The organism is Granulicella arctica (genome assembly GCF_025685605.1).
GTDB classification, from domain to species: Bacteria; Acidobacteriota; Terriglobia; order Terriglobales; family Acidobacteriaceae; genus Edaphobacter; species Edaphobacter arcticus.
The window spans coordinates 3156153-3175867 of the sequence record NZ_JAGTUT010000001.1; the positions used below are offsets into that span (position 1 = coordinate 3156153).

The window sequence follows — 19715 nt, forward strand, 5'->3', positions numbered from 1 at the left end:
GAATAAGGCGATCAAGTCCGAAGTGGAACGACCATCACATGCACTATCAAGCAGAACAAAGGATCGTTGAATGTCTACTCTGAAGTCGTTGTCTGCAAATCCGACGAGGAGGGCCTATGTACAGGAGGGTCGATCCATCGTTTCCAGAAAGAGTGCTCCAGCGCTCATCCTGTCAAGAGAACTCTTTTTGCAAATGTTGCGCGTGGAGCATCGTCGCACGGAACGATCAGGCCGCAATTTCATGCTTCTCCTCATAAGTAGTGTGGACTTCAGGCATGATCTGAAGGAAGTCTTCAGCCAGGGCATCGCTTCGACGGTTGCAAACAGCACCCGTGAGACGGACATCATCGGCTGGTACGAGACTGGCAAGACCTTAGCGATCCTTGCAACAGAAATCGATCATTCCAAGGGGATGGCGATCGTAACGATACTACAGAAGGTCCGTAGCGCTCTTCAGCATGGTATGACGCAAGAGCGGTATGAACGACTTGATCTCTCGTACGAAATCTTTCCCAAGAACGCTGAGGAGCAGTCGAAAAGCCGAGGGGAGATTTCCAGGTTCCCGTTCATTCCGGGGAAAGATGGAGAGAAGTGGAGCAGGATGCTTAAACGCTCTGTAGACATAGCAGGGAGTTGTGCTGCTTTGCTTCTGCTCTCACCTGTGTTGCCGGTCATCGCTGCTTTAGTTAAGATCTCGTCGAAGGGCCCGGTTCTCTTTTGTCAGAAGCGCATTGGGCAACATGGCAGAGAGTTCATGTTCTATAAGTTTAGAACGATGTATGTGAACAATGATCCACGCATTCATGAGGACTACATTGCAAAGCTGATTTCAGGAGAGATCGAAGATAAAAGTAATGGAACCCTGTTCAAGATAGTCAATGATCCGAGGGTGACGCGTTTCGGCAGCTTCCTGCGAAGAACCAGCCTCGATGAACTCCCACAGTTCTTCAATGTGTTGCTGGATGACATGTCACTCGTTGGTCCGAGACCGCCGCTGCCCTATGAATTTGGACGGTATCAGGCGTGGCACCGACGAAGGGTACTCGAACTAAAACCTGGACTTACAGGATTATGGCAAGTGCAAGGAAGATCGACAACAACCTTTGACGAGATGGTACGCATGGATCTTAGATACGCACGAAGCCGCTCCTTCTGGGTTGACCTGCACATTCTGTGTCAGACTCCGGGCGCAATGCTTTCAGGCCGCGGAGCCTGCTAAGAAGCTCTTTTTCTGTTACGAGTTCCAGCGAGGCTTCTCCATCAATACCTCTAACGGACACTTTAGAACAACGTAGTAGCGGCTCGTAAGCGTTTGCAATGAAGGAAGGTTATTTTGGGGTTAGCGCGATGCCGGCGATAGCAACGGAGATACAGGAAGGCCTGCAGGCGTCAGAGCCAGGTACCGGCAGTTCGTATGGCCGCATATTGAAGTCTTCTGCTCTGGTAGGTGGGTCATCGGTATTAAACATCGCCATCGGCGTGGTTCGCACCAAGGTGATAGCGAGTCTACTTGGCCCGGCGGGATTCGGACTCTTCGGTCTTTACGGCTCTATCACAGGCTTAGTGCAAGCGGTTGCGGGCATGGGTGTTAACAGCAGCGGTGTCCGACAGATTGCTGAAGCTGCCGGCTCTAGCCAAACCACGGACGTCGGTCACATCGCCATGGTCCTTCGGCGCGTGTCACTCATCTCCGGCATTCTGGGTGGAGCAGTGCTGCTCGTGTTCGCGAGAGAGATATCAAACATAACTTTTGGGAATGATCACCACGCAAGAGCAGTCGCGGGCCTGTCGGTTGTAGTGTTCTTCAGTCTGATCTCCGGCGGTCAGAGTGCTCTTATTCAGGGCTTACGTCGCATCGGTGACCTTGCCAAGGTAGGCGTACTGGGCTCATTGCTCGGAACTCTCATCAGTATTCCCCTTGTCTACTTCTTCAGGGAGCGCGGTGTAGTTCCATCGCTCGCGTCAGTCGCAATCATGATGACTGCAACGTCCTGGTGGTATAGCAGAAAAGCCCGGACTCGGATACCAACCTCGCGGTTCGCCACTCTGACAAAAGAGGTCGGAAGCCTACTCAAGCTTGGGTTTGCGTTCATGGCCAGCAGTCTCCTGACACTCGGCGCTGCCTATCTGATTCGCATCATGCTTGTTCGGCGTGTCGGTTTTGAGGCTACTGGGCTGTATCAATCAGCCTGGACACTTGGCGGCTTATATGCGGGATTCATCCTTCAGGCAATGGGAGCCGACTTCTATCCTCGACTCTCGGCACATGCTTCAGATAATACGATCTGCAATCGCCTTGTAAATGAGCAGACACATGTAGGGCTCCTCCTGGCCGGACCAGGCGTGCTCGCTACGTTGACATTCGCACCACTGGTCATTGCACTCTTCTACAGTGCTAAATTTGGGGGAGCTGTTCCTATACTTCGTTGGATATCTCTTGGCGCAATCCTTCAGGTGATGACCTGGCCGCTCGGCTTCATTATCATCGCAAAGGCGAGACAAGCCATCTTCATAGGATGCGAGATTGCCTGGACCATTGTGAGCCTTGGATTGGCGTGGATCGGCATAAGTTTCTTCGGCGCGGTGGGGGCGGGGATCGCCTTTTTCGGATCCTACGTTGTTCATGCAATCTTGCTGTATATGATTACATCGCAAATGAGCGGCTTCCGTTGGTCTTCCGCGAACAAGAAGATCAGCATCGGATTTACTGCCGCAATCGCAGTCGTATTCTTCGCGTTTCACCTAGCACCCTTCACTGCTGCCGTGACCATCGGAGTAGTAGCAACACTTGGGAGTGCCATCTACTCCACTCGGGAACTGATCGGTCTCGTCGATCTTGCAGCGCTTCCTGCTGCTCTTAAAAATATTCTCCGCTTCACTGGTCTGGGGCGTATGCCAGGAGGCATCTCTTGAGAGGATATGAATTATCCGCATGCACCAGTCGTTTAGCGGAGACGGAAAGTGCTGCAGGAGTGGTTGTTCTCTCGATCATCATCATCAATTGGAACTCTTGTAAGTATCTCAGATCCTGTCTCAACAGTATTCGGAGTACAACAAGCGATTTAATCTACGAGGTTGTGGTTGTCGATAATGCTTCGTTTGATGGCTGTGCTGCAATGCTGGCATCAGAATTTCCCGAAACCATTTTGATTCAGAGTGAGCAAAATCTTGGTTTTGCAAAGGCCAATAATTTAGCTGTGAGCAAGAGTTCTGGCCGTAATCTACTTTTCTTAAACCCAGATACAGTTGTGATGGGATCTGCAATCAATAACTTAGTTATGGTTCTCGAGAATAGCCCAGAGATAGGAATGGTTGGCCCTCGCATTCTCAACTCGGATCTTTCTTTACAAACAACCTGCATCATGCCCGTGCCGACAATCCTTAATCAGTTCCTGAATATCGATGTGCTTCGTAAATTTTATACCTGGCGAAGACTTGGATCCAGATTCGCACAAGGGAATGGCCCTATCAGTGTTGCTGCGATTTCAGGTGCCTGCATGATGGTCAAGCGGACTGCAATGGAAGAAATAGATCACTTCTGTGAAGACTATTTTATGTACGTTGAGGATATTGATTTGTGTGTCCGAGTGAGGCAGGCAGGTTGGAAGGTCCATCACATTCGGTCGGCAGAGATCATTCATTTTGGAGGAGGATCAAGTGCACTACAGACATCTAATCAATTCAGTAGCATTATGATTTGTGAATCCGTATTGCAATTCTTTCTGCTAAGGCGGGGGCGATGGTATGCAGCGCTTTACCGGCCGACAATCGCTGCAACCGCACTCCTTCACATCATCATCCTTACACTTCTAGGCTTTTTCAGCCGGGAGCAACCACGCATGACTGTCCCAAAAGCGAAGTGGAGGAATTTACTTAGCTGGTCTCTTGGCCGAAGTGCATGGTCGACGGGCACAGGTGTTTCATGATCGATAGATACTCACCTTTCTTACTAGCCAAAGTATGATCCTCATTGTCTGTTTTCAAATGTTTATCGTTTACAGTCTGATTGCCACGAGTCGTCGTGGTCTGGAAAACGCCCTACCATTGTTTTGTTTTTACCTCACGCTGATGCCTCTCGAATCGAGATTAATTATTCCGGGCGTCTTCGATCTCAACACAATGAGAATTTCCCTAACAACCCTTTTCCTACTGTTCCTGATACAAAGAAAAGGGACTGCAAGGAAAGTGATTCCCCTGAAGAACCTCATGGTCCTTCACGGGACTTGGGCAATTTTCTCCGTATCCTACTCGATCTCCTCAGCGACCAGTGCCAAGCAGATCATTTCTCAGGTTGTCGAGTACTACTTGATGTACTACATCTTCGTAAAGACGATATCGAGCAAACAGACCCTACATTCGATCGTGTATGCCATGATGATGGCGGTTGGTGTGTGCTGCATCTTCAGCGTGATTGAAGTGTATGCAAAATGGAGTATCCTCCGAATTTTTCCATCCGATCTCTGGATCACCTATAACGGTGGAATCGACCCGCTCTATGTGGAGTGGGGTCGCGGCTTGCGAGTTCGCTCTACATTCCCTCATCCCATTCTCTTTGGGGATGCTTTAGCCATGAGCATTCCGCTTACGCTCTATCTGATTAGCATTTGGCAGGATCGGTTCCAGAGGAGAGTGCTGTGGGTCACACTGGCCCTGATGTTCTGGTCCCTCTACAAGACCACGAGCCGGGGTCCATGGATCGCTACGATCCTATGTTGTGGCTTGTTGTATTGTCTAATCCACAATCGGGTGCGGCGATATCTTCTAGTGATCATGGGAGTCGCAAGCTCGGCTCTTCTGGCGCGTCCTGGAGTCTTACAAACAGTCAAGGGTCTCTATCAATCATCAACCGATCCATCAAGTCCTGTCGGAGCTTCTTACCTATACCGTGATGCGCTCCTGACCTCCATCATCGAAGCTGTTGGGAAGGATCCGGGGCGGATGCTTCTCGGATTTGGTCTCGGAACATTTCGCGAAAAGGGACTTGACATACTCTTCCTAGGCTCCCTGCAGCATTGGTATACATGCGACAACAACTGGGCGGCGTTTCTGTACGAAACAGGCTATGTAGGACTAATCCTGATCGGTCTGCTGTTGCTCGCAGCGCTAAACATAGCCTTCAAAAGCTACCGACAGCGAAGTGGTCTGGATTGGCAATTGAGTGGTGTGATCTTCATATCACTCTTAGGGTTTTACATTCTGCTCTACAGTGTTGCTGGATATAGCTGGGGTCAGCAGGGTTACATGGCTTGGATACTGATTGCGCTTGCAGGCAGCGCTCAACAAGGCGTTCGGATGGAGCGGTTTGCCGCCAAGACAAATTCGGCAAGCGTTGATGAGGAGATGATGCTTTATGCCACATGAAATATTCCCAAATACAGGAATTCGACCGATGCGGGTATGCATGCTCGCCTATACGTTTTACGAGAGCGACACTCGAATCCTTCAGTACACAGCCGCACTTCGCGAGCAAGGGCATATCGTAGATGTCATTGCCCTCAAGCGAGATGCAAGCTTACCTTTATTTGAACCGCTCAACGGCGTCAACGTCCATCGTATTCAAGTCCGGAATGTGGACGAGCGTGGACTGTTCAGTTACGCCTTTAGGGTTGTGCGCTTTTGTTTTCATGCGGCATCTTATCTTCGAAAAATGCATTCTGAGCATGCATACGATCTCGTTCATATCCACAATGTCCCAGACTTTCTCGTTTTTTCGGCTCTCCCTCTCAAGATGGACCGTGTCCCTGTGATCCTGGACATCCATGACCTTCTTCCCGAGCTCTACGCGAGTAAGTTCAAGGCGAGCCGCACAGGGATGCTGTTCAAACTTCTAGTGTTGGTGGAGCGGATGTCAGCATCGTTAGCCAATCATGTAATTGTCGCAAATGACATTTGGTGCCGACGGCTGGCACAGCGCTCTGCCAATAATGAGAAATGCAGTGTCGTCAGGAACAGGCCTGATATGAAGATCTTTGTAGCGCAGCGTTTGCGCCAGAGGTCTGTATCTGGAAAATTCACTATGATGTATCCGGGCTCCCTGAGTGATCATCAAGGCCTTGATGTGGCTGTTAGAGCATTTGCAGAGATAGCGAAGGAATTAGCCGACTGTGAATTTCACATATACGGAGAGGGCTCTGCAAAGAAATCTCTAATAGAGCTGACAGCGTCTTTTGGTTTGTCGAATCAGATATTCTTCCACAATCCTTTGCCAAGCTGCGAGATTGCCAAGATCATGGCCTCATGTGATCTGGCTATAGAGCCGAAGCGTACAACATCCGCTTTCGGAAACGAAGCCCTAAGCACAAAAATCATGGAGTTCATGGCACTCGGAGTTCCGGTGATCGCCTGCCGAACAAAGATCCATACGCACTACTATGATGACTCTCTCATCGAGTACTACAGCAACGATGACCATGTAGAACTTGCCCAGTGCATGCTCCGGCTGAGACGAGATGCTGAACGGCGAGCAGAGTTAGTCCAAAATGCTCTTCAATACGTTGAAGTGAATACCTGGGACGCCAAGAAATATCAATACCTTGATCTGGTAGACAAGCTGTGTGGTTCGACTGAACTGGACTACAACGTGACGGTAGGTGACCAATGCCAAAATATGTAATTATTACACCGGTTCGTGACGAAGAGGAATACATCGAGCGGACGATTCTCTCCGTAATTCGGCAGACCATCCTTCCGATCGAATGGATTATCGTGAACGACGGGTCGGTTGATGGTACCGGTGCAGTGATCGATCACTACGGAGCCGATTTCCCATGGATCAAGGCAAGGCATCGTCCAAATCGTGGTTATCGTGAGGCGGGCGGAGGTGTCATCAACACGTTCTATGATGGGTACGATCATCTGGAAAGTGAGAGTTGGGACTTTCTCGTGAAGCTTGATGGTGATTTAAGCTTTTCTGCAGATTATTTCGAACGCTGTTTTGATTGTTTTGAATCAGACAAGCGTCTCGGCATAGGCGGCGGCGGGATATACCACGAGGTGGATGGGAAAGTGAAGTTGGAGTCACACCCGATGTTTCACGTGCGCGGAGCTACCAAGATTTATAGACGTGAGTGTTGGAAGCAATTAGGAGGTCTTCTTCGGGCGCCGGGTTGGGACACGATCGACGAAGTCAAAGCAAATATGCTCGGCTGGAGAACGAGAACATTCGCCGAGCTCCGGGTGTCACATTACCGCTTTACTGGAGCTGCTGAAGGGGCTTGGAAGGATTCGGTGAAGAACGGTCGCGCTAATTATGCCACGGGCTACCATCCCCTGTTCTTTCTGCTGAAGTGTGTTCGTCGAATCTACAAGAAGCCCTACCTGTCTGGCACCTTCGGACTTATGTGGGGTTTCCTGAGTGGTTACATTAAGAGCATTCCACGTGTGGAAGATGCAGAGCTCATCGCCTACACAAGAAAGCAACAATTGAGACGTCTCTGCCTGCTTGAAAGCATATGGAAGTGATCTGCTCCATCTTTACATTCTCGAGTTGCACAAGGTCGGATTTATATGAGTAGTCCTGCAATGATTAATAAGAAGGTGGTCCTTTTTGGGCAGACCGATTCCCGTAGCGAAAAGGTCCGGAAAGTCTTTGAGAACACCCCAAAGTATCTAGATCAACGTGGTGTGGATGTGCGCTGCCGCATGCACGCAGTGAACAACTTCTCCCGGAGAGTTCCGTGGACGGATCTTCTGGATATCGGTTGCGGTGATGGTTCTATCTCCCTGCAACTGCAGAACGCGGGGAAGCGCCTTACGCTCATGGATCTTTCGAGCGGGATGGTTCAGGCCGCGCAAAGGCACGTGCTTCCAGAGTTTGCCGATAATGTAAAGATCTACAACAAAAACTTCCTACATGCTGATCTCGCCGTTCACTCGTTTGACTTGATTGTCACGGTTGGTGTTCTTGCTCATGTAGACTCACCCGAAGAATTCATGGCCAAAATTAAGAAAGTCATTCGGCCGGGTGGTCGCATCATTATGGAGTTCACAGATTCTCGTCATCCAGTCGGTTGGCTGGCAAGACTGTGGGGTCGTTGCCGAGAGGTGTTTGCGCCGGCCGTGTATGCAACTAATCTGTTCGAAGCTGCCGACGTCTTCTCCCTGTGGGCACAGCACGGCTTTGAAGTTGAGCAATTGTTTCGCTATGCACGAATTCCACTTCCTGGCCTTCATCGACTACTTGGAAGTGCTCTCGAGTACAAGCTGGTACAGCTTGTTTTCGGCACGAGTTCTCAGAGCCGCTGCGGCTGGTTAGGCAATGAATATATTTGTTACTTGAAGGCAGAATGAGCAATCCCACCTTAGAATGTTCCGATGTGGACACTGAGCTTTCCCCAGCTTTAACCGTGCAGGAATTCTCTCCTTTGAGCGATCCACGATGGCCCAAGTTCCTCGCTAGACATAACGAGGCTTCTGTTTTCCATACGCGAGAGTGGTTAGCCGCACTCAAACACAGCTATGATTACGAACCAGTAGGTTTCACAACCTCACATGGTCTCGAGCTGGAGAACGCCATTGTGTTTTGTAAAGTAAAGAGCTGGCTCACGGGCCACCGACTCGTGTCCCTTCCGTTCTCCGACCATTGTCAGCCACTTGCGGTGGGCCGTGATCTTCGGGAAATACTGAAGCATGTTTGTAACATTCGTTTGGCCACAAGGGGCAAATATTTGGAAATGCGGCCTCTATCTCGTGATGTTGAAGTCGAAACAGCGTCTCTATTACAGCCAAGCCAGGCATTCCTAATGCATCGGATTGACCTTCAACCTCCCCTTGAAGTGCTCTACAAAGGGCTGCACGATAGCTGTGTCCGCCGTAAGATAAAGCGAGCTGATCGTGAGGATTTAAGATACGTGGCGGGCAGAAATAAAGAGATTCTCGCAAACTTTTATGACCTCTTTCTACGTACTCGTAGAAAACACAAGCTGCCGCCTCAACCACGGTCCTGGTTTGAAAATTTAATTGATCAGCTCGGGACAATGCTCACAATTCATGTTGTTTCAAAAGACGGAACTCCGATTGCGAGCATCCTTACTCTTGAATACAAAAGAGTCGTTATGTACAAGTATGGCTGCTCCGACGAGCGCTTTAGTGCTCTCGGCGGCACTCCGTTTCTGTTCTGGAAGGTCATCCAGCAAGCAAAAGGGTTGGGCGCGAACTGCCTTGAACTTGGCCGATCCGATACTCATGAGCCTGGTCTCAGTACTTTCAAGGAGAGACTCGGCGGGTTGCCCTCAGAGCTTTGCTATCTACGCGATGTGTCTACACAGAGAAAGATGAAGCAGCCTCGGTCAAAGGCCCTCCTTTGCGCAAGGGAAGTACTTTGTCGTATGCCCGACCCAGTTTTGATTGGTGTCGGAAGAATGATGTACAGACATATGGGTTAGCGGTCATCAGTCTATGAAAAGTGCATTTGTTGATTATTATTGCTGCCCTGAAGAGCTCATTGATCTTCGACCATTGAACCCCGCAACCGCTGAAAAGCATGCAGGTTTCTTTCGTTTTGGCACGGGGCTAATCTGCTATGGGCGTGCAGGGGTGCCCGTCTGTGAGAAGGCATCTGACAACTTGTCTGACGCTCTACAAGGTATGCAATTTAAGGACGGACACTGTCTCTTGCCTTTCAATCCCAGCGAAGTAGCCGCAAATCACCGGTACGAACGCTATGTAAGAGATGTAGATCAAAACAAACTTAAGTCCATCCTTCATTTCATGTACTACACCGTCCGACCGATGCTACCTGTAGCCGTGCGGCGACATCTACAAAAGCTATGGCTTGAGAGAAGACAAATTGAGGCTTTTCCCAGTTGGCCTGTAGACTGCACGGTGGATAAGATGTTTGCAACGATAATGCACTCCCTCCTGATGGCTTCTCCGGAGAGGAAGATCCCATTTATCTGGTTCTGGCCTGAAGGCAAGTCAAGTTGCGCGATGATGACCCATGACGTCGAAACATCCGTTGGTCTCGATTTCGTAGATGAGCTTATGAACATAGACGATTCATTTGGGATTAAGAGTTCGTTTCAACTTATCCCGGATGCACGATACTCAGTAACTCAAAAGCGGCTTGAGCAGATCAGGTCCCGTGGTTTCGAGGTGAACTGCCATGACTTGAAACATGACGGCCATCTTTTTGAAGATCATGCGCGGTTCCTGATTGCCGCCGAGGTGATCAATAGCTTCACCAGAGATTTTCAGACGCAAGGTTTCAGGTCGGGAGCTCTCTATCGCAAGCAGGAGTGGATGAGCGCCTTGGAGGTGTCGTACGACATGTCCGTCCCGAACGTCGCACGTTTTGATCCTCAGGCGGGAGGATGCTGCACTGTGATGCCCTATTTCGTGGACGACATATTGGAATTGCCCGTTACCACGATCCAGGACTACACGCTGTTCCATGTGCTTGAGGATTACTCTATGAAAATATGGGATGAGCAAATCCAGTGCATCATGCAGCAGAATGGTCTCATCAGCTTTATTGTTCATCCAGATTATCTAAAATCAAGAGCAGCACGGGCGAGCTATGAGGCATTGCTGGCTCGCTTGGATGATCTACGAGCCAAAGCTAATCTTTGGGTGGCGCTTCCGGGAGAAGTGAACAAGTGGTGGCGGGAACGAGCTGCAATGAAATTAGTGCGACGTGGCAACCATTGGGCGATTGAGGGACAAGGATCAGAGCATGCATGTATTGCTCACGCCGTTCTTAGCTCGAACAGGGTTTGCTACGAGTTCGAGAGTGCAGTGTGCAGTTGAGCATATATCCAACCTGTTTCTGGCGATGGCTGGCCAGCGTTTCTCTCTTTTTAGGACATGCGTCCGCCTTTGGAGCCAGCATTGTGCTTATCGAGAGTTCAGGCGCACGGTCGACATCTCATCAGAAGTTAGCCTCAGTTTCTTCATTTTACGGACTTGACCTCAACGTCGTCTCAGTCAAGCAGCATCCCGATAATGCAGAACTTCTTCGGGCAATTCGCTCTCCTGAGACCGTGGCGGTGGTTACAACTGCGGAAGCACTTTCCAAGCTCGATCCTCGAGTGGTCTCCCTTGCACTGCATGGCCGGGATAAGGCCGTACCATGGCTGATTGACTCTATTGATGAGACAACAAAAAACGAAAAGCTGGAGCGTTGGTCCGGTGGGTCCATCCAGAGTTCGGGAAGCATTCATGATGGTCATACCGCTTCTTATGCAGTGTTGCATTCAGCCACTGTCACCGGTCCACTTGGTGGTACTACTTTCCCGCTGAATACCGATGGAGCCTCTTATCTTGTTATCCGCGAGAAAGGGAGTGCAGAACAACTTTTGACCGTACATGAAGGAGATCAAGCATATCCCGTGCTGGCACGAGTGTTGGTTGATGGTCAGGAAGTATTTTTTGCTACGAATGTTCCGACCGATTCACCGTCGCTCACCGCAGATCCCTACCGCCAAATACAAGTATTTGCGGATTTGATTGTTCCAATGGTTTTTCTTCATTACGCAGCAGGTGAGCGCGCTTGGCATGCTCCTGCGGCATTTGCCAATCTCACAATCGATGATGTTTGGCTGCGACAACCATATGGGCACGTGGACTACGAAGGTTTACTCAAAGAGGCTATCCGCAAAAACTTTCACGTCACCATGGCGTTCATCCCGTGGAATTTTGACCGCAGCCAGTCTAGAGTAGTCTCTCTTTTTCGAGATTACCCCAATAGATTATCCATCGCCATCCACGGCAACAATCATGTGCATCAGGAGTTCGGTCCGCTTGCTGATCACCCGCTTGTTGAACAATCCTCGAACATCCGGCAAGCGCTCGGACGCATGGAGAGATTCCACCAACTCACCAGTATTCCTTATGACAGAGTTATGGTGTTTCCTCATTCGATATCGCCAACCGCAACACTTGGTGTACTGAGACGTTATAACTATTTGGCTACAGCAAATTCATTGAGTGTTCCCTCTGATGCCGCAGCACCGGCTGGGCTCTCCTTTGCTCTCAGAAGTGGCAGCCTGGATTTTGAAAATTTTCCTAGTCTTCGGCGGTATTCCGCGGAGACATCTATCCCCCGTACCCAACTCGCCATTGATGATTACCTCGGTAATCCAATGCTTTTCTATGTTCATCAAAACTTCTTTTCGGCGGAAATCGCTGCGTTCAACGAGACGGCAGATTGGGTAAACAGAGTAGATCCGAGTACGCAGTGGGTCAGCCTGGGAATGATCGCGAAGCACCTTTATCTTGAGAAACTCCGGGACGATGGTGGCGTAGACGTTGAAGCAGTCTCACCTGTAATACAGCTGGAGAATCATCGCGAGTACCCAGTCACTTACCATATGAATCGTCGTGAGGACTTTACATACCCGATCACGGTTTTCGTAGGAACTGCGAGCGTGCCATTCAACCGGACCAGTAGGAATCTCTCACTCGATGTCATAGTGCCGGCAAAGAGTCAACGTACAATTGCAGTCATCTATGGCAATGAATTGGCGCTCTCGCAAGTAAAGATTGCGAAAGATTCTACATATGTCTACGTCATTCGCATGCTGTCCGACTTTCGAGACGAAGTGGTTTCCCGTTCTAATCTAGGACGAGCGCTCTCCGCCTCGTATGTTACTCATAGCAAAATGTGGGCTGACGGAATCTTGGCATTGGGTTGTTTAGTGATCCTCACATTCGGTTATTTATGGTGGCGTAAAAAACGAGTGTGCAGAGAGGTTCATATAGACAGGGTAAGTGCTTGATGTTGAGAATCCTAGAGACAGAACGCGGAACATGCTCACGATAAAGAGTATGCGCAAAGAACATGTCTATCATAGTTGCTCAGAACTATGCATTTCTTTTTAATAACGTTAATGTTAGAACATTGAGTAAATAACACGGAGAGAGTGCCACGACTGTCTCGTGTCTCTCTTCGATTGTTCTAGAAATGTTTGTTCAAGAGGCTACTCAACGTGAAGCAATCCTTGAAGTGCTGTTTCGTGATTATTGCTCTGAGTTCACTGAGAGCTTATGGTTCTAACTTTTATGTTCGTCAAGCAGCGGTTGGTAATGGAACAGGCACAGACTGGAACAATGCATGGACTGATCTAGGAAGTATCTCGGCAACTAGCGTTGCATGCGGAGACACAGTCTGGATCGCAAGTGGAACTTATAAGAGTACGATGACACTCAGTAAGACATGTAGTGCAGGTCAGCCAATCACTATTAACAAAGTTCTAGCATCAGACGTGTCTCCTACTGCTGCGGCAGGCTGGAACGCAGCATTCGATGGCCTGGTAAGCCTGACAGCCAATCCGGCGATCAACATAGCAAGCGGAAGCAATGTCACCGTCGATGGTCGGTCTCGTTATCCCGCATCGACCTATGGCATGCAAATCACTATCCCACCCGGAGGAGGAAACGGAATCGTTGGAGCCCAGTCTGGATCAATCGATAGCGTCAAGTTGTACAACATCGAAGTAGTGGGACCTTACTGTACTTCTACAAAACCCTGCAGTACTGCCGCGTATGGAATAAATATCGCTCCATCCACAAACCAAGTCACTAATCTTCTTATAAGCAATTGTTCAATTCACGGCATCAGTGAAGCCCTGAGATCGTCAAACTGGAACGGTGTTACCGTTGAATACAATCACATTGCAGATACCATTGGTGACGGCGTCGATCATGAAGATGTGATGTATTCCTATCCATCGAGTAATGTTACCTGGCGATACAACATCATTAAGAACTCGCCAAACGACGGAATCTTCTTTGAATTCGGTGGAGCTACAAACTTCAGTTTTTATGGAAATGTATTCTACGCAAGCTCTTTATCGTTCATAACAACGAAGGCGCCGGGCAACTACGGCCCGATTTACATCTACAACAATGTCTTTCATGCTCCATCTGCGGCAGCGTATGGGTTCATCTCTTCTAATGGGAGCACGATGAATGCTGCGGATCAGGTATATAACAATGTGTTCTACAATGTCTCAAATAGCCTAGGTGCTGCAAACAGCGGTTATAACGCATATAGCTATACGTCATTGACAGGTTACACGTGGCCCTCAGGCGAGGTGGGATCGTTCACATTTATTGACACCGGCAACACGTTCCAGAATGTGGGGGGAGGCCTATTTCAGCCTGTAGCTAACTCACCTCTCATAGGCAAGGGCAAGGCGCTTACCGCCGATGGCTACATCAACAAAGACATGGATGGCAGGACTCGCGGCGCTAAGGGAGGATGGGATATTGGCGCTTATGAATACCCGGGAACTGCTCCGGCCCCCCCAACAAACCTGAATGTCATTGTTCACTAATTCCCCTTAGAGGTTCGATGATGACGTCCACACCTGAAGTTTCTCCGAGATATGTATATGAGCAATCCAACTGTCAGCTTTGTTGTGCCTTGTTATCGATTGGCACACTTACTTAAAGAGTGTGTGGATTCTATTCTGCTTCAGACATACAGCAATCTGGAAGTGTTGATCATGGATGATGTCTCTCCAGATCACACAGCCGAGGTTGCTTTGTCGTTCCGGGATGACCGGGTCAGGTATATTCGCAATCCACAAAATCTGGGACATCTCAAAAATTACAATGCCGGAATTTCTCTATCCAAGGGTGATTATATCTGGCTTATTTCAGCCGATGACTATCTCAAGTCGCCACAAGTGTTGGAGCGTTATGTCACTTTGCTGGAGAAGTTCAAGAATGTGGGCTACGCGTTCTGTCCGGGCACAGAGGTTCGCTCCGGGGCTGAACTAGAGGTTTTGAAATACTCAATCTTTGCCAAAAACGATTGTGTCGTTAGCGGTCGAAGGTTTGTAAAGAGTTTGTTGGAGCATAACTTTGTTGTTGCGGCGTCCGTTCTTGTGCGGCGATCCTGCTATGAAGACATCAGCATGTTCCCGATCTCCGGCGCTATGGAGTGGAGTGGTGACTGGTATCTCTGGTGTCGTTTCGCACTTGAATACGACGTGGCTTATTTCGCAGAGAGCATGGTGTGCTATCGGGCTCATGAAGGGAGCATGACGCAGGAGCTGGCGAAGGTTGAAAACCTGCACAAGTGTTCAGAAGGGGATCTAGCAATACCATTAATGATGAGGCTTGAAGCACAGGAAAGACATCTTGAAAGCCTCGAGAGAGACTGTCTTAGGGCGGTCGCTAAGGAACTTGTTCGACAATGCCTTAGTAAGAAATATCAGGGTAGTCAGTGGTCGCTCACCTCTTCTGAGATTGAGGCAATCATTTGTGATCAAATTCCCGGCATCGACTCTCAGCGTTATGTACGTGCAAAAGTGTTCGAAGGGTTTGGAGATCGCTTGTGGAAAGAGGGCCAACGTACGTCTGCTGCTCAGTTCTATCGAAGAAGCATCCTTCAAAACCCAGTACAGTTGCTTCTGCCCCTCAAGATGCTTCTTCTTGGTTTCGGCGTCCCAAGGAGCCTATTGGCTCATGTGAGGATGCTCGTCGCCGGTCTTCGTGCCGCCTGATATGGATCATCTGGATAGCCTGTACTGGGCCGCTGCCTGAGTGCTTCGGTTCTTTTGAAAAAGGTAACCCTCCTCTTACCATCCCTACTGAAGTTTTCTGAAATTGAGAATTGCCATGCCAAGTCCACTTGTCTCTGTGGTTATGAGTGTCTACAACGGAGAGGAGTTCTTGGGTGAGTCCGTTCGAAGCATTCTTGACCAAACCTTTTCAGACTTCGAATTTATTGTTGTGGATGATGGCTCATCGGATCGATCAAAATCTATCCTGGATGCGTATGCGCTCGAAGACAAACGTATTACCGTAATTGCTCAGGATAATCTTGGATTGGTAAAGTCACTGAACCGGGCGTGTGGGCTTGCTCGAGGCAAGTATCTTGCCAGGATGGATGCCGATGATGTCGCAGTAAGAACTAGACTTGCTTTGCAGGTCCAGTTCTTGGAGGCTCATCCAGAAATCAGCGTTGTTGGGAGCGCGGTTGCGTTTATAGACAGTTTAGGACGAATTCTTACCGTTGCAAAGCGGCCTCTACATGATCGCCAAATCAAGAGGGCACTGCCTGATGCAAATGTCTTGTGGCATCCGTCGGTGATGCTCACGGCAGAGACATTTATCTCGCTGGGGGGCTATCGCAATGTGCCCTATGCAGAGGATTACGATCTCTGGCTGAGAATCGCAGATCAACATGCGTTGGCCAACCTGTCTGAGATACTCCTAAAGTACAGAGTTCATGGTTCTCAGGTATCGATATCGAGGACCGTGCAGCAGGCGTATGGTGCGCTGGCATGCCAAGCTTCGGCGCGACAGCGGAGGGTAGCACAGCCAGACCTGCTAGAGAATATAAGTGAGATCGATTCGGAACTGTTAATCCGGATGGGCGTCAGTAAAGCCGCTCAGCAGACCGGGATAGCGAGAGGCTATCTTGTGTGTGGTCGCAATCTAAGCCGCGCCGGTAAATTCACTTTGGCACTGACGATGCTGGCGACGTTTACCTCAGGGGAACTTGGATCAGCAGAGCCTTGGGTGATCGCTGATGCCTTCCTTTGTATGGCCATGACTTATTGGATGATGAAAGAAAACTTGCAAGCGTTGCGGTTTCTGGGGCGTGCCCTCGTCATTCGACCGATGATCTTGGGACGTCCAATCAAAAAGACGTGGCAGAGACTTTCACGGGAATTTCAGGACAAGCGAAATAGCAAAGCTAGTCAGATATATCAGGTTAGGTGATCAAGATGGGAAATGAGATTCTCGCTCAGATGGGCCGCCGTTATCGCCAACTGTGGAGCATCTGGGGTGCTACGGGGTATCGAGGGTTAGCCGCACGCTTGCGCTCGGCCGCGGCCGCCCGCCTCATTCAACCAAACTCGGATTTACCTGTAAGGCGTGCCGATGTGCTGGCTGCGGATCTAGCCCATCCGGTAGTGGCACACAGTCTTTACCACAGTCCTGGTGAACCGCTCACCATCAACTGGGTGATCATCCCAGCCGCGCCACGCTCTGGAGGTCACACAACACTCTTCCGAATTATTCGTTATCTTGAGGATCGCGGCCACACCAATAGACTCCATTTTTACAATGTCTATGGCGGCGATCATCTGTATTACGAGAAGATAGCACGAGAATCTTATGGTTTCACCGGGCAGATCAAGGATCTCAACAACAACATGGAAGATGCACACGCGGTGATTGCTACTTCCTGGGCGACGGCCTACCCAGTGTTCAACTCCGCCGCTGCCGCGAAGAAGTTCTATTTTGTGCAGGATTTTGAACCATCCTTCTATCCTGTCGGTGCCATCAGCCTCTTGGCAGAGAATACCTATCGAATGGGATTTCAAGCAATTACAGCCGGAAGATGGCTATCTGAAAGACTTGCCAGCGAGTTCGGAATGATAGCGGAGGCTTTTGAGTTCGGTTGCGACACTTCGGTGTATCACCTCCTCCCACGGTTTCAGCGTTCAGGCATTGTCTTCTATGCCAGGCCAGAGGCGGCGCGCAGAGGCTACGAGCTCGGCATGATGGCATTGGAGTTGTTCGCACAGAGAAATCCGGACGTTCAGATCCACCTCTACGGCGAGCAGTTAGGCGCGATTCCGTTTCCTTGTACGCACCATGGCAGGATCAGTCCTCTTGAATTGAACGAACTCTACAATCGATGCTCCGCAGGACTGAGCCTGTCACTTACAAACGTCTCGCTGGTTCCACATGAGATGCTGGCTGCTGGCTGTATTCCGGTTGTAAATGATGCCCCGCAGAACCGCATGGTCTTGGATAATCCGTATGTCGAGTACGCTGACCCCTATCCGCAATCGCTTGTTGCGGCACTCGAGAACGTCTTCCGTGTGCCGGCACGGGAGGCCCTTGCGTCTGCTGCCTCTGCAAGTGTGCGTAACTCGACGTGGGAGAGTGCGGGAGCGACAGTCGAGAATATTCTGAGACGAGCTGTTTCTGATACAGAACTTTCAAGCTCAGTCTTAGAAGTCAGCACTGACACTCCCACTGCTCTCGCACACCATTAGTGCTAAAGGGTGAGCCCATGCTGCTGAATTTTGTAGAGAAGACTTCTATAGCTGATGTTTAGAGTAGTTGCTGCCTTTCGCCGGTTCCATCCCGAGGCGACTAAGGCGTCACTTAACAAGCGAATCTCTGTTCGGTTCTTCATCTCATTGATAGTGCCCTTCATACCAGAGACGTCGGGTGCAGGGAACTCTATTTCCGAGGTCGGTGCGCTCTTTGATTTAGAGCCTCCGGGCGACGACATCGTCTTTCGCTGCAAATCGTTCAACGCTGCATTTTGGTCCTTAAGAATCAGCGTCCGTACAACAAAATTCTTCAATTCACGCAGGTTTCCTGGCCAGTGATAGCCTTGGGCCGCCTCGATAAGTTCATCTGCGAAGACGAAGGATCGATCCAGATCTAATGAAGAGCGAGAGGTCATTTCCTTAATCAGGAAAGGAATCTCTTCTCGTCGATCGCGAAGTGGTGGGATGGTAATCGTGAAGGTGTTGATGCGGTAATACAAATCTTCGCGAAAGCGTTTTTCTGCAATAGCACCCTGGAGGTCGATGTTTGTGGCAGCGAGAACGCGAACGTCGACCTTGGTTGGAGAGCGTGAGCCAAGGCGTGAGAATGAGCCATCCTGGAGAACGTGAAGCAACTTGGCCTGCATTTGCGGGCTCATCTCCCCGATCTCGTCGAGCAAGATTGTCCCATTGTGTGCAAACTCGAACTTGCCTGGTTTAGACTTCATGGCACCGGTAAACGCACCAGCTTCATAGCCGAAAAGTTCACTTTCAAGAAGCTCGGTCGGCAAGGCTGCACAGTTCACATTCAAGAAGGTTCGTTCAGTGGACGCATGATACTTGTGGAGCAGCATGGCAATAATTTCTTTGCCGACACCGCTCTCTCCAAGAATCAGAACCGGAATCTTTACCGGCGCAAGAAGCCTCACTTCATCGTAGATCCGCAACATAGTCGGCGATGCTGCAAAGAAGAAGCGGTTATGATCCAACTCCTCGAAGCGATGCTCTGGTAGAGGGGCTGTTGATGAGATTTGGCTGCAAGCTGAGGCCGGTCCTGCGAAGCCGGCGCTCTTGTAAAGAGTATTCAAACTTGCCGCAAGAAGTGGCTTTGTGAAGACGTGACTGATCCCAAGACTCGCCGCATCGTCGATTGAGAACGACTCAGGGGAACTCGCGATGACACAGATGCGGTCGCGGCTAACCCACTCCAAAAGGGCTGCAGGGCTTCTCTTGGATTGATCGAATATCACGAGATCAACGGTTACACCATTGCGAAGCAACTTGATCCCATCTTCCAGTTGCCCAACGCAAAGAGTGTCGAACTTTAGGGGATTTGAAAGGCTGTTCACCGTGTTGCAAAGGTCTGGATCATTACTTATTAGGAGTAGCGTTCCTACGAGATTCATTAGATACCTCAAAGGCAGAGAGAAAATTGAAACAGAGTTTGTAGCACCAACAGCTGATAAATCTAAACTGACCCAATGAAAACTGACCCAAGGTGAATCTTTCTTAGCTCTAGTGAGATTGATCGGCTGCTTTCTTCGATCGATCTTCTATAACTCGGTTACCGTAGTTTTCTGCAGATTTTGTGTCTAAGCAGAAAGCTGGACCCGAGAAGCTGAGCGAATGTAAGGCCAATACGATTTTATGTCAAGTGCAAATTTTCTTCGGAGCTGGATGAAAGACATGAACTTTTATGTGTCGAAGTTAAGTCTATATATATCAACGAAATTACCCTGAAAGCCG

15 protein-coding genes are annotated in these 19715 nt (G+C 49.6%); 14 read left to right on the top strand and 1 reads right to left on the bottom strand.

All coding sequences use genetic code 11. The features are described from left to right. The first annotated feature begins 412 nt into the window (after positions 1–412). The 14 genes from OHL20_RS13465 (at position 413) to OHL20_RS13530 (ending at position 17966) form a co-directional block, all read left to right on the top strand. On the top strand, positions 413–1219 hold the full coding sequence (locus tag OHL20_RS13465) for a sugar transferase (RefSeq protein WP_263383694.1): 807 nt from the start codon (positions 413–415) through the stop codon (positions 1217–1219). A 98-nt stretch (positions 1220–1317) separates the two neighbouring features. Further along, a complete protein-coding gene (locus OHL20_RS13470; protein ID WP_263383695.1) occupies positions 1318–2913 on the top strand; it encodes an O-antigen translocase in 1596 nt (531 codons plus the stop codon). Further along, positions 2910–3926: a glycosyltransferase family 2 protein gene (locus OHL20_RS13475; RefSeq protein ID WP_263383696.1), complete on the top strand. Its 1017-nt coding sequence runs from the start codon at positions 2910–2912 to the stop codon at positions 3924–3926. The genes OHL20_RS13470 and OHL20_RS13475 overlap by 4 nt, the downstream gene beginning before the upstream one ends. 34 nt (positions 3927–3960) lie before the next feature. Continuing rightward, entirely contained in the window at positions 3961–5361 is a 1401-nt protein-coding gene (locus OHL20_RS13480; RefSeq protein ID WP_263383697.1) for an O-antigen ligase family protein, read from the top strand. After that, on the top strand, positions 5351–6613 hold the full coding sequence (locus tag OHL20_RS13485) for a glycosyltransferase family 4 protein (RefSeq protein WP_263383698.1): 1263 nt from the start codon (positions 5351–5353) through the stop codon (positions 6611–6613). Before OHL20_RS13480 ends, OHL20_RS13485 begins: the two co-directional genes overlap by 11 nt. Further along, positions 6598–7461, top strand: coding sequence for a glycosyltransferase family 2 protein (locus tag OHL20_RS13490; RefSeq protein WP_263383699.1), 864 nt, complete (start codon positions 6598–6600; stop codon positions 7459–7461). Before OHL20_RS13485 ends, OHL20_RS13490 begins: the two co-directional genes overlap by 16 nt. A gap of 60 nt (positions 7462–7521) precedes the next feature. Beyond that, a complete protein-coding gene (locus OHL20_RS13495) occupies positions 7522–8289 on the top strand; it encodes a class I SAM-dependent methyltransferase (RefSeq protein WP_263383700.1) in 768 nt (255 codons plus the stop codon). Continuing rightward, a complete protein-coding gene (locus tag OHL20_RS13500) occupies positions 8286–9383 on the top strand; it encodes a GNAT family N-acetyltransferase (protein WP_263383701.1) in 1098 nt (365 codons plus the stop codon). The genes OHL20_RS13495 and OHL20_RS13500 overlap by 4 nt, the downstream gene beginning before the upstream one ends. Positions 9384–9396: 13 nt before the next feature. Further along, entirely contained in the window at positions 9397–10746 is a 1350-nt protein-coding gene (locus OHL20_RS13505) for a polysaccharide deacetylase family protein (RefSeq protein WP_263383702.1), read from the top strand. Continuing rightward, positions 10737–12716, top strand: coding sequence for a hypothetical protein (locus OHL20_RS13510; protein ID WP_263383703.1), 1980 nt, complete (start codon positions 10737–10739; stop codon positions 12714–12716). The genes OHL20_RS13505 and OHL20_RS13510 overlap by 10 nt, the downstream gene beginning before the upstream one ends. Before the next feature lie 420 nt (positions 12717–13136). Continuing rightward, complete coding sequence (locus OHL20_RS13515; RefSeq protein ID WP_263383704.1) at positions 13137–14276, top strand: right-handed parallel beta-helix repeat-containing protein; 1140 nt, start codon at positions 13137–13139, stop codon at positions 14274–14276. A gap of 57 nt (positions 14277–14333) precedes the next feature. Next, positions 14334–15452 carry a glycosyltransferase family 2 protein gene (locus OHL20_RS13520; RefSeq protein ID WP_263383705.1) on the top strand — a complete coding sequence of 373 codons (1119 nt, stop codon included), beginning with the start codon at positions 14334–14336 and terminating at the stop codon, positions 15450–15452. A gap of 142 nt (positions 15453–15594) precedes the next feature. Beyond that, a complete protein-coding gene (locus OHL20_RS13525) occupies positions 15595–16677 on the top strand; it encodes a glycosyltransferase (RefSeq protein WP_263385012.1) in 1083 nt (360 codons plus the stop codon). Positions 16678–16682: 5 nt separating this feature from the next. Next, entirely contained in the window at positions 16683–17966 is a 1284-nt protein-coding gene (locus tag OHL20_RS13530) for a rhamnosyltransferase WsaF family glycosyltransferase (RefSeq protein ID WP_263383706.1), read from the top strand. A gap of 2 nt (positions 17967–17968) precedes the next feature. On the opposite strand, the gene OHL20_RS13535 is transcribed toward OHL20_RS13530, so the two are convergent. After that, positions 17969–19375, bottom strand: coding sequence for a sigma-54 interaction domain-containing protein (locus OHL20_RS13535; protein ID WP_263383707.1), 1407 nt, complete (start codon positions 19373–19375; stop codon positions 17969–17971). Positions 19376–19715 lie beyond the last annotated feature (340 nt).

Bases quoted from the DNA above. Each gene is read 5' to 3' on its own strand.
- OHL20_RS13480 (WP_263383697.1), top strand. From the start codon at position 3,961: ATGATCCTCATTGTCTGTTTTCAAATGTTTATCGTTTACAGTCTGATT.
- OHL20_RS13465 (WP_263383694.1), top strand. From the start codon at position 413: ATGGCGATCGTAACGATACTACAGAAGGTCCGTAGCGCTCTTCAGCAT.
- OHL20_RS13515 (WP_263383704.1), top strand. From the start codon at position 13,137: ATGACACTCAGTAAGACATGTAGTGCAGGTCAGCCAATCACTATTAAC.
- OHL20_RS13505 (WP_263383702.1), top strand. From the start codon at position 9,397: ATGAAAAGTGCATTTGTTGATTATTATTGCTGCCCTGAAGAGCTCATT.
- OHL20_RS13490 (WP_263383699.1), top strand. From the start codon at position 6,598: ATGCCAAAATATGTAATTATTACACCGGTTCGTGACGAAGAGGAATAC.
- OHL20_RS13485 (WP_263383698.1), top strand. From the start codon at position 5,351: ATGCCACATGAAATATTCCCAAATACAGGAATTCGACCGATGCGGGTA.
- OHL20_RS13470 (WP_263383695.1), top strand. From the start codon at position 1,318: ATGAAGGAAGGTTATTTTGGGGTTAGCGCGATGCCGGCGATAGCAACG.
- OHL20_RS13535 (WP_263383707.1), bottom strand. From the start codon at position 19,375: ATGAATCTCGTAGGAACGCTACTCCTAATAAGTAATGATCCAGACCTT.
- OHL20_RS13520 (WP_263383705.1), top strand. From the start codon at position 14,334: ATGAGCAATCCAACTGTCAGCTTTGTTGTGCCTTGTTATCGATTGGCA.
- OHL20_RS13495 (WP_263383700.1), top strand. From the start codon at position 7,522: ATGATTAATAAGAAGGTGGTCCTTTTTGGGCAGACCGATTCCCGTAGC.
- OHL20_RS13500 (WP_263383701.1), top strand. From the start codon at position 8,286: ATGAGCAATCCCACCTTAGAATGTTCCGATGTGGACACTGAGCTTTCC.
- OHL20_RS13525 (WP_263385012.1), top strand. From the start codon at position 15,595: ATGAGTGTCTACAACGGAGAGGAGTTCTTGGGTGAGTCCGTTCGAAGC.
- OHL20_RS13530 (WP_263383706.1), top strand. From the start codon at position 16,683: ATGGGAAATGAGATTCTCGCTCAGATGGGCCGCCGTTATCGCCAACTG.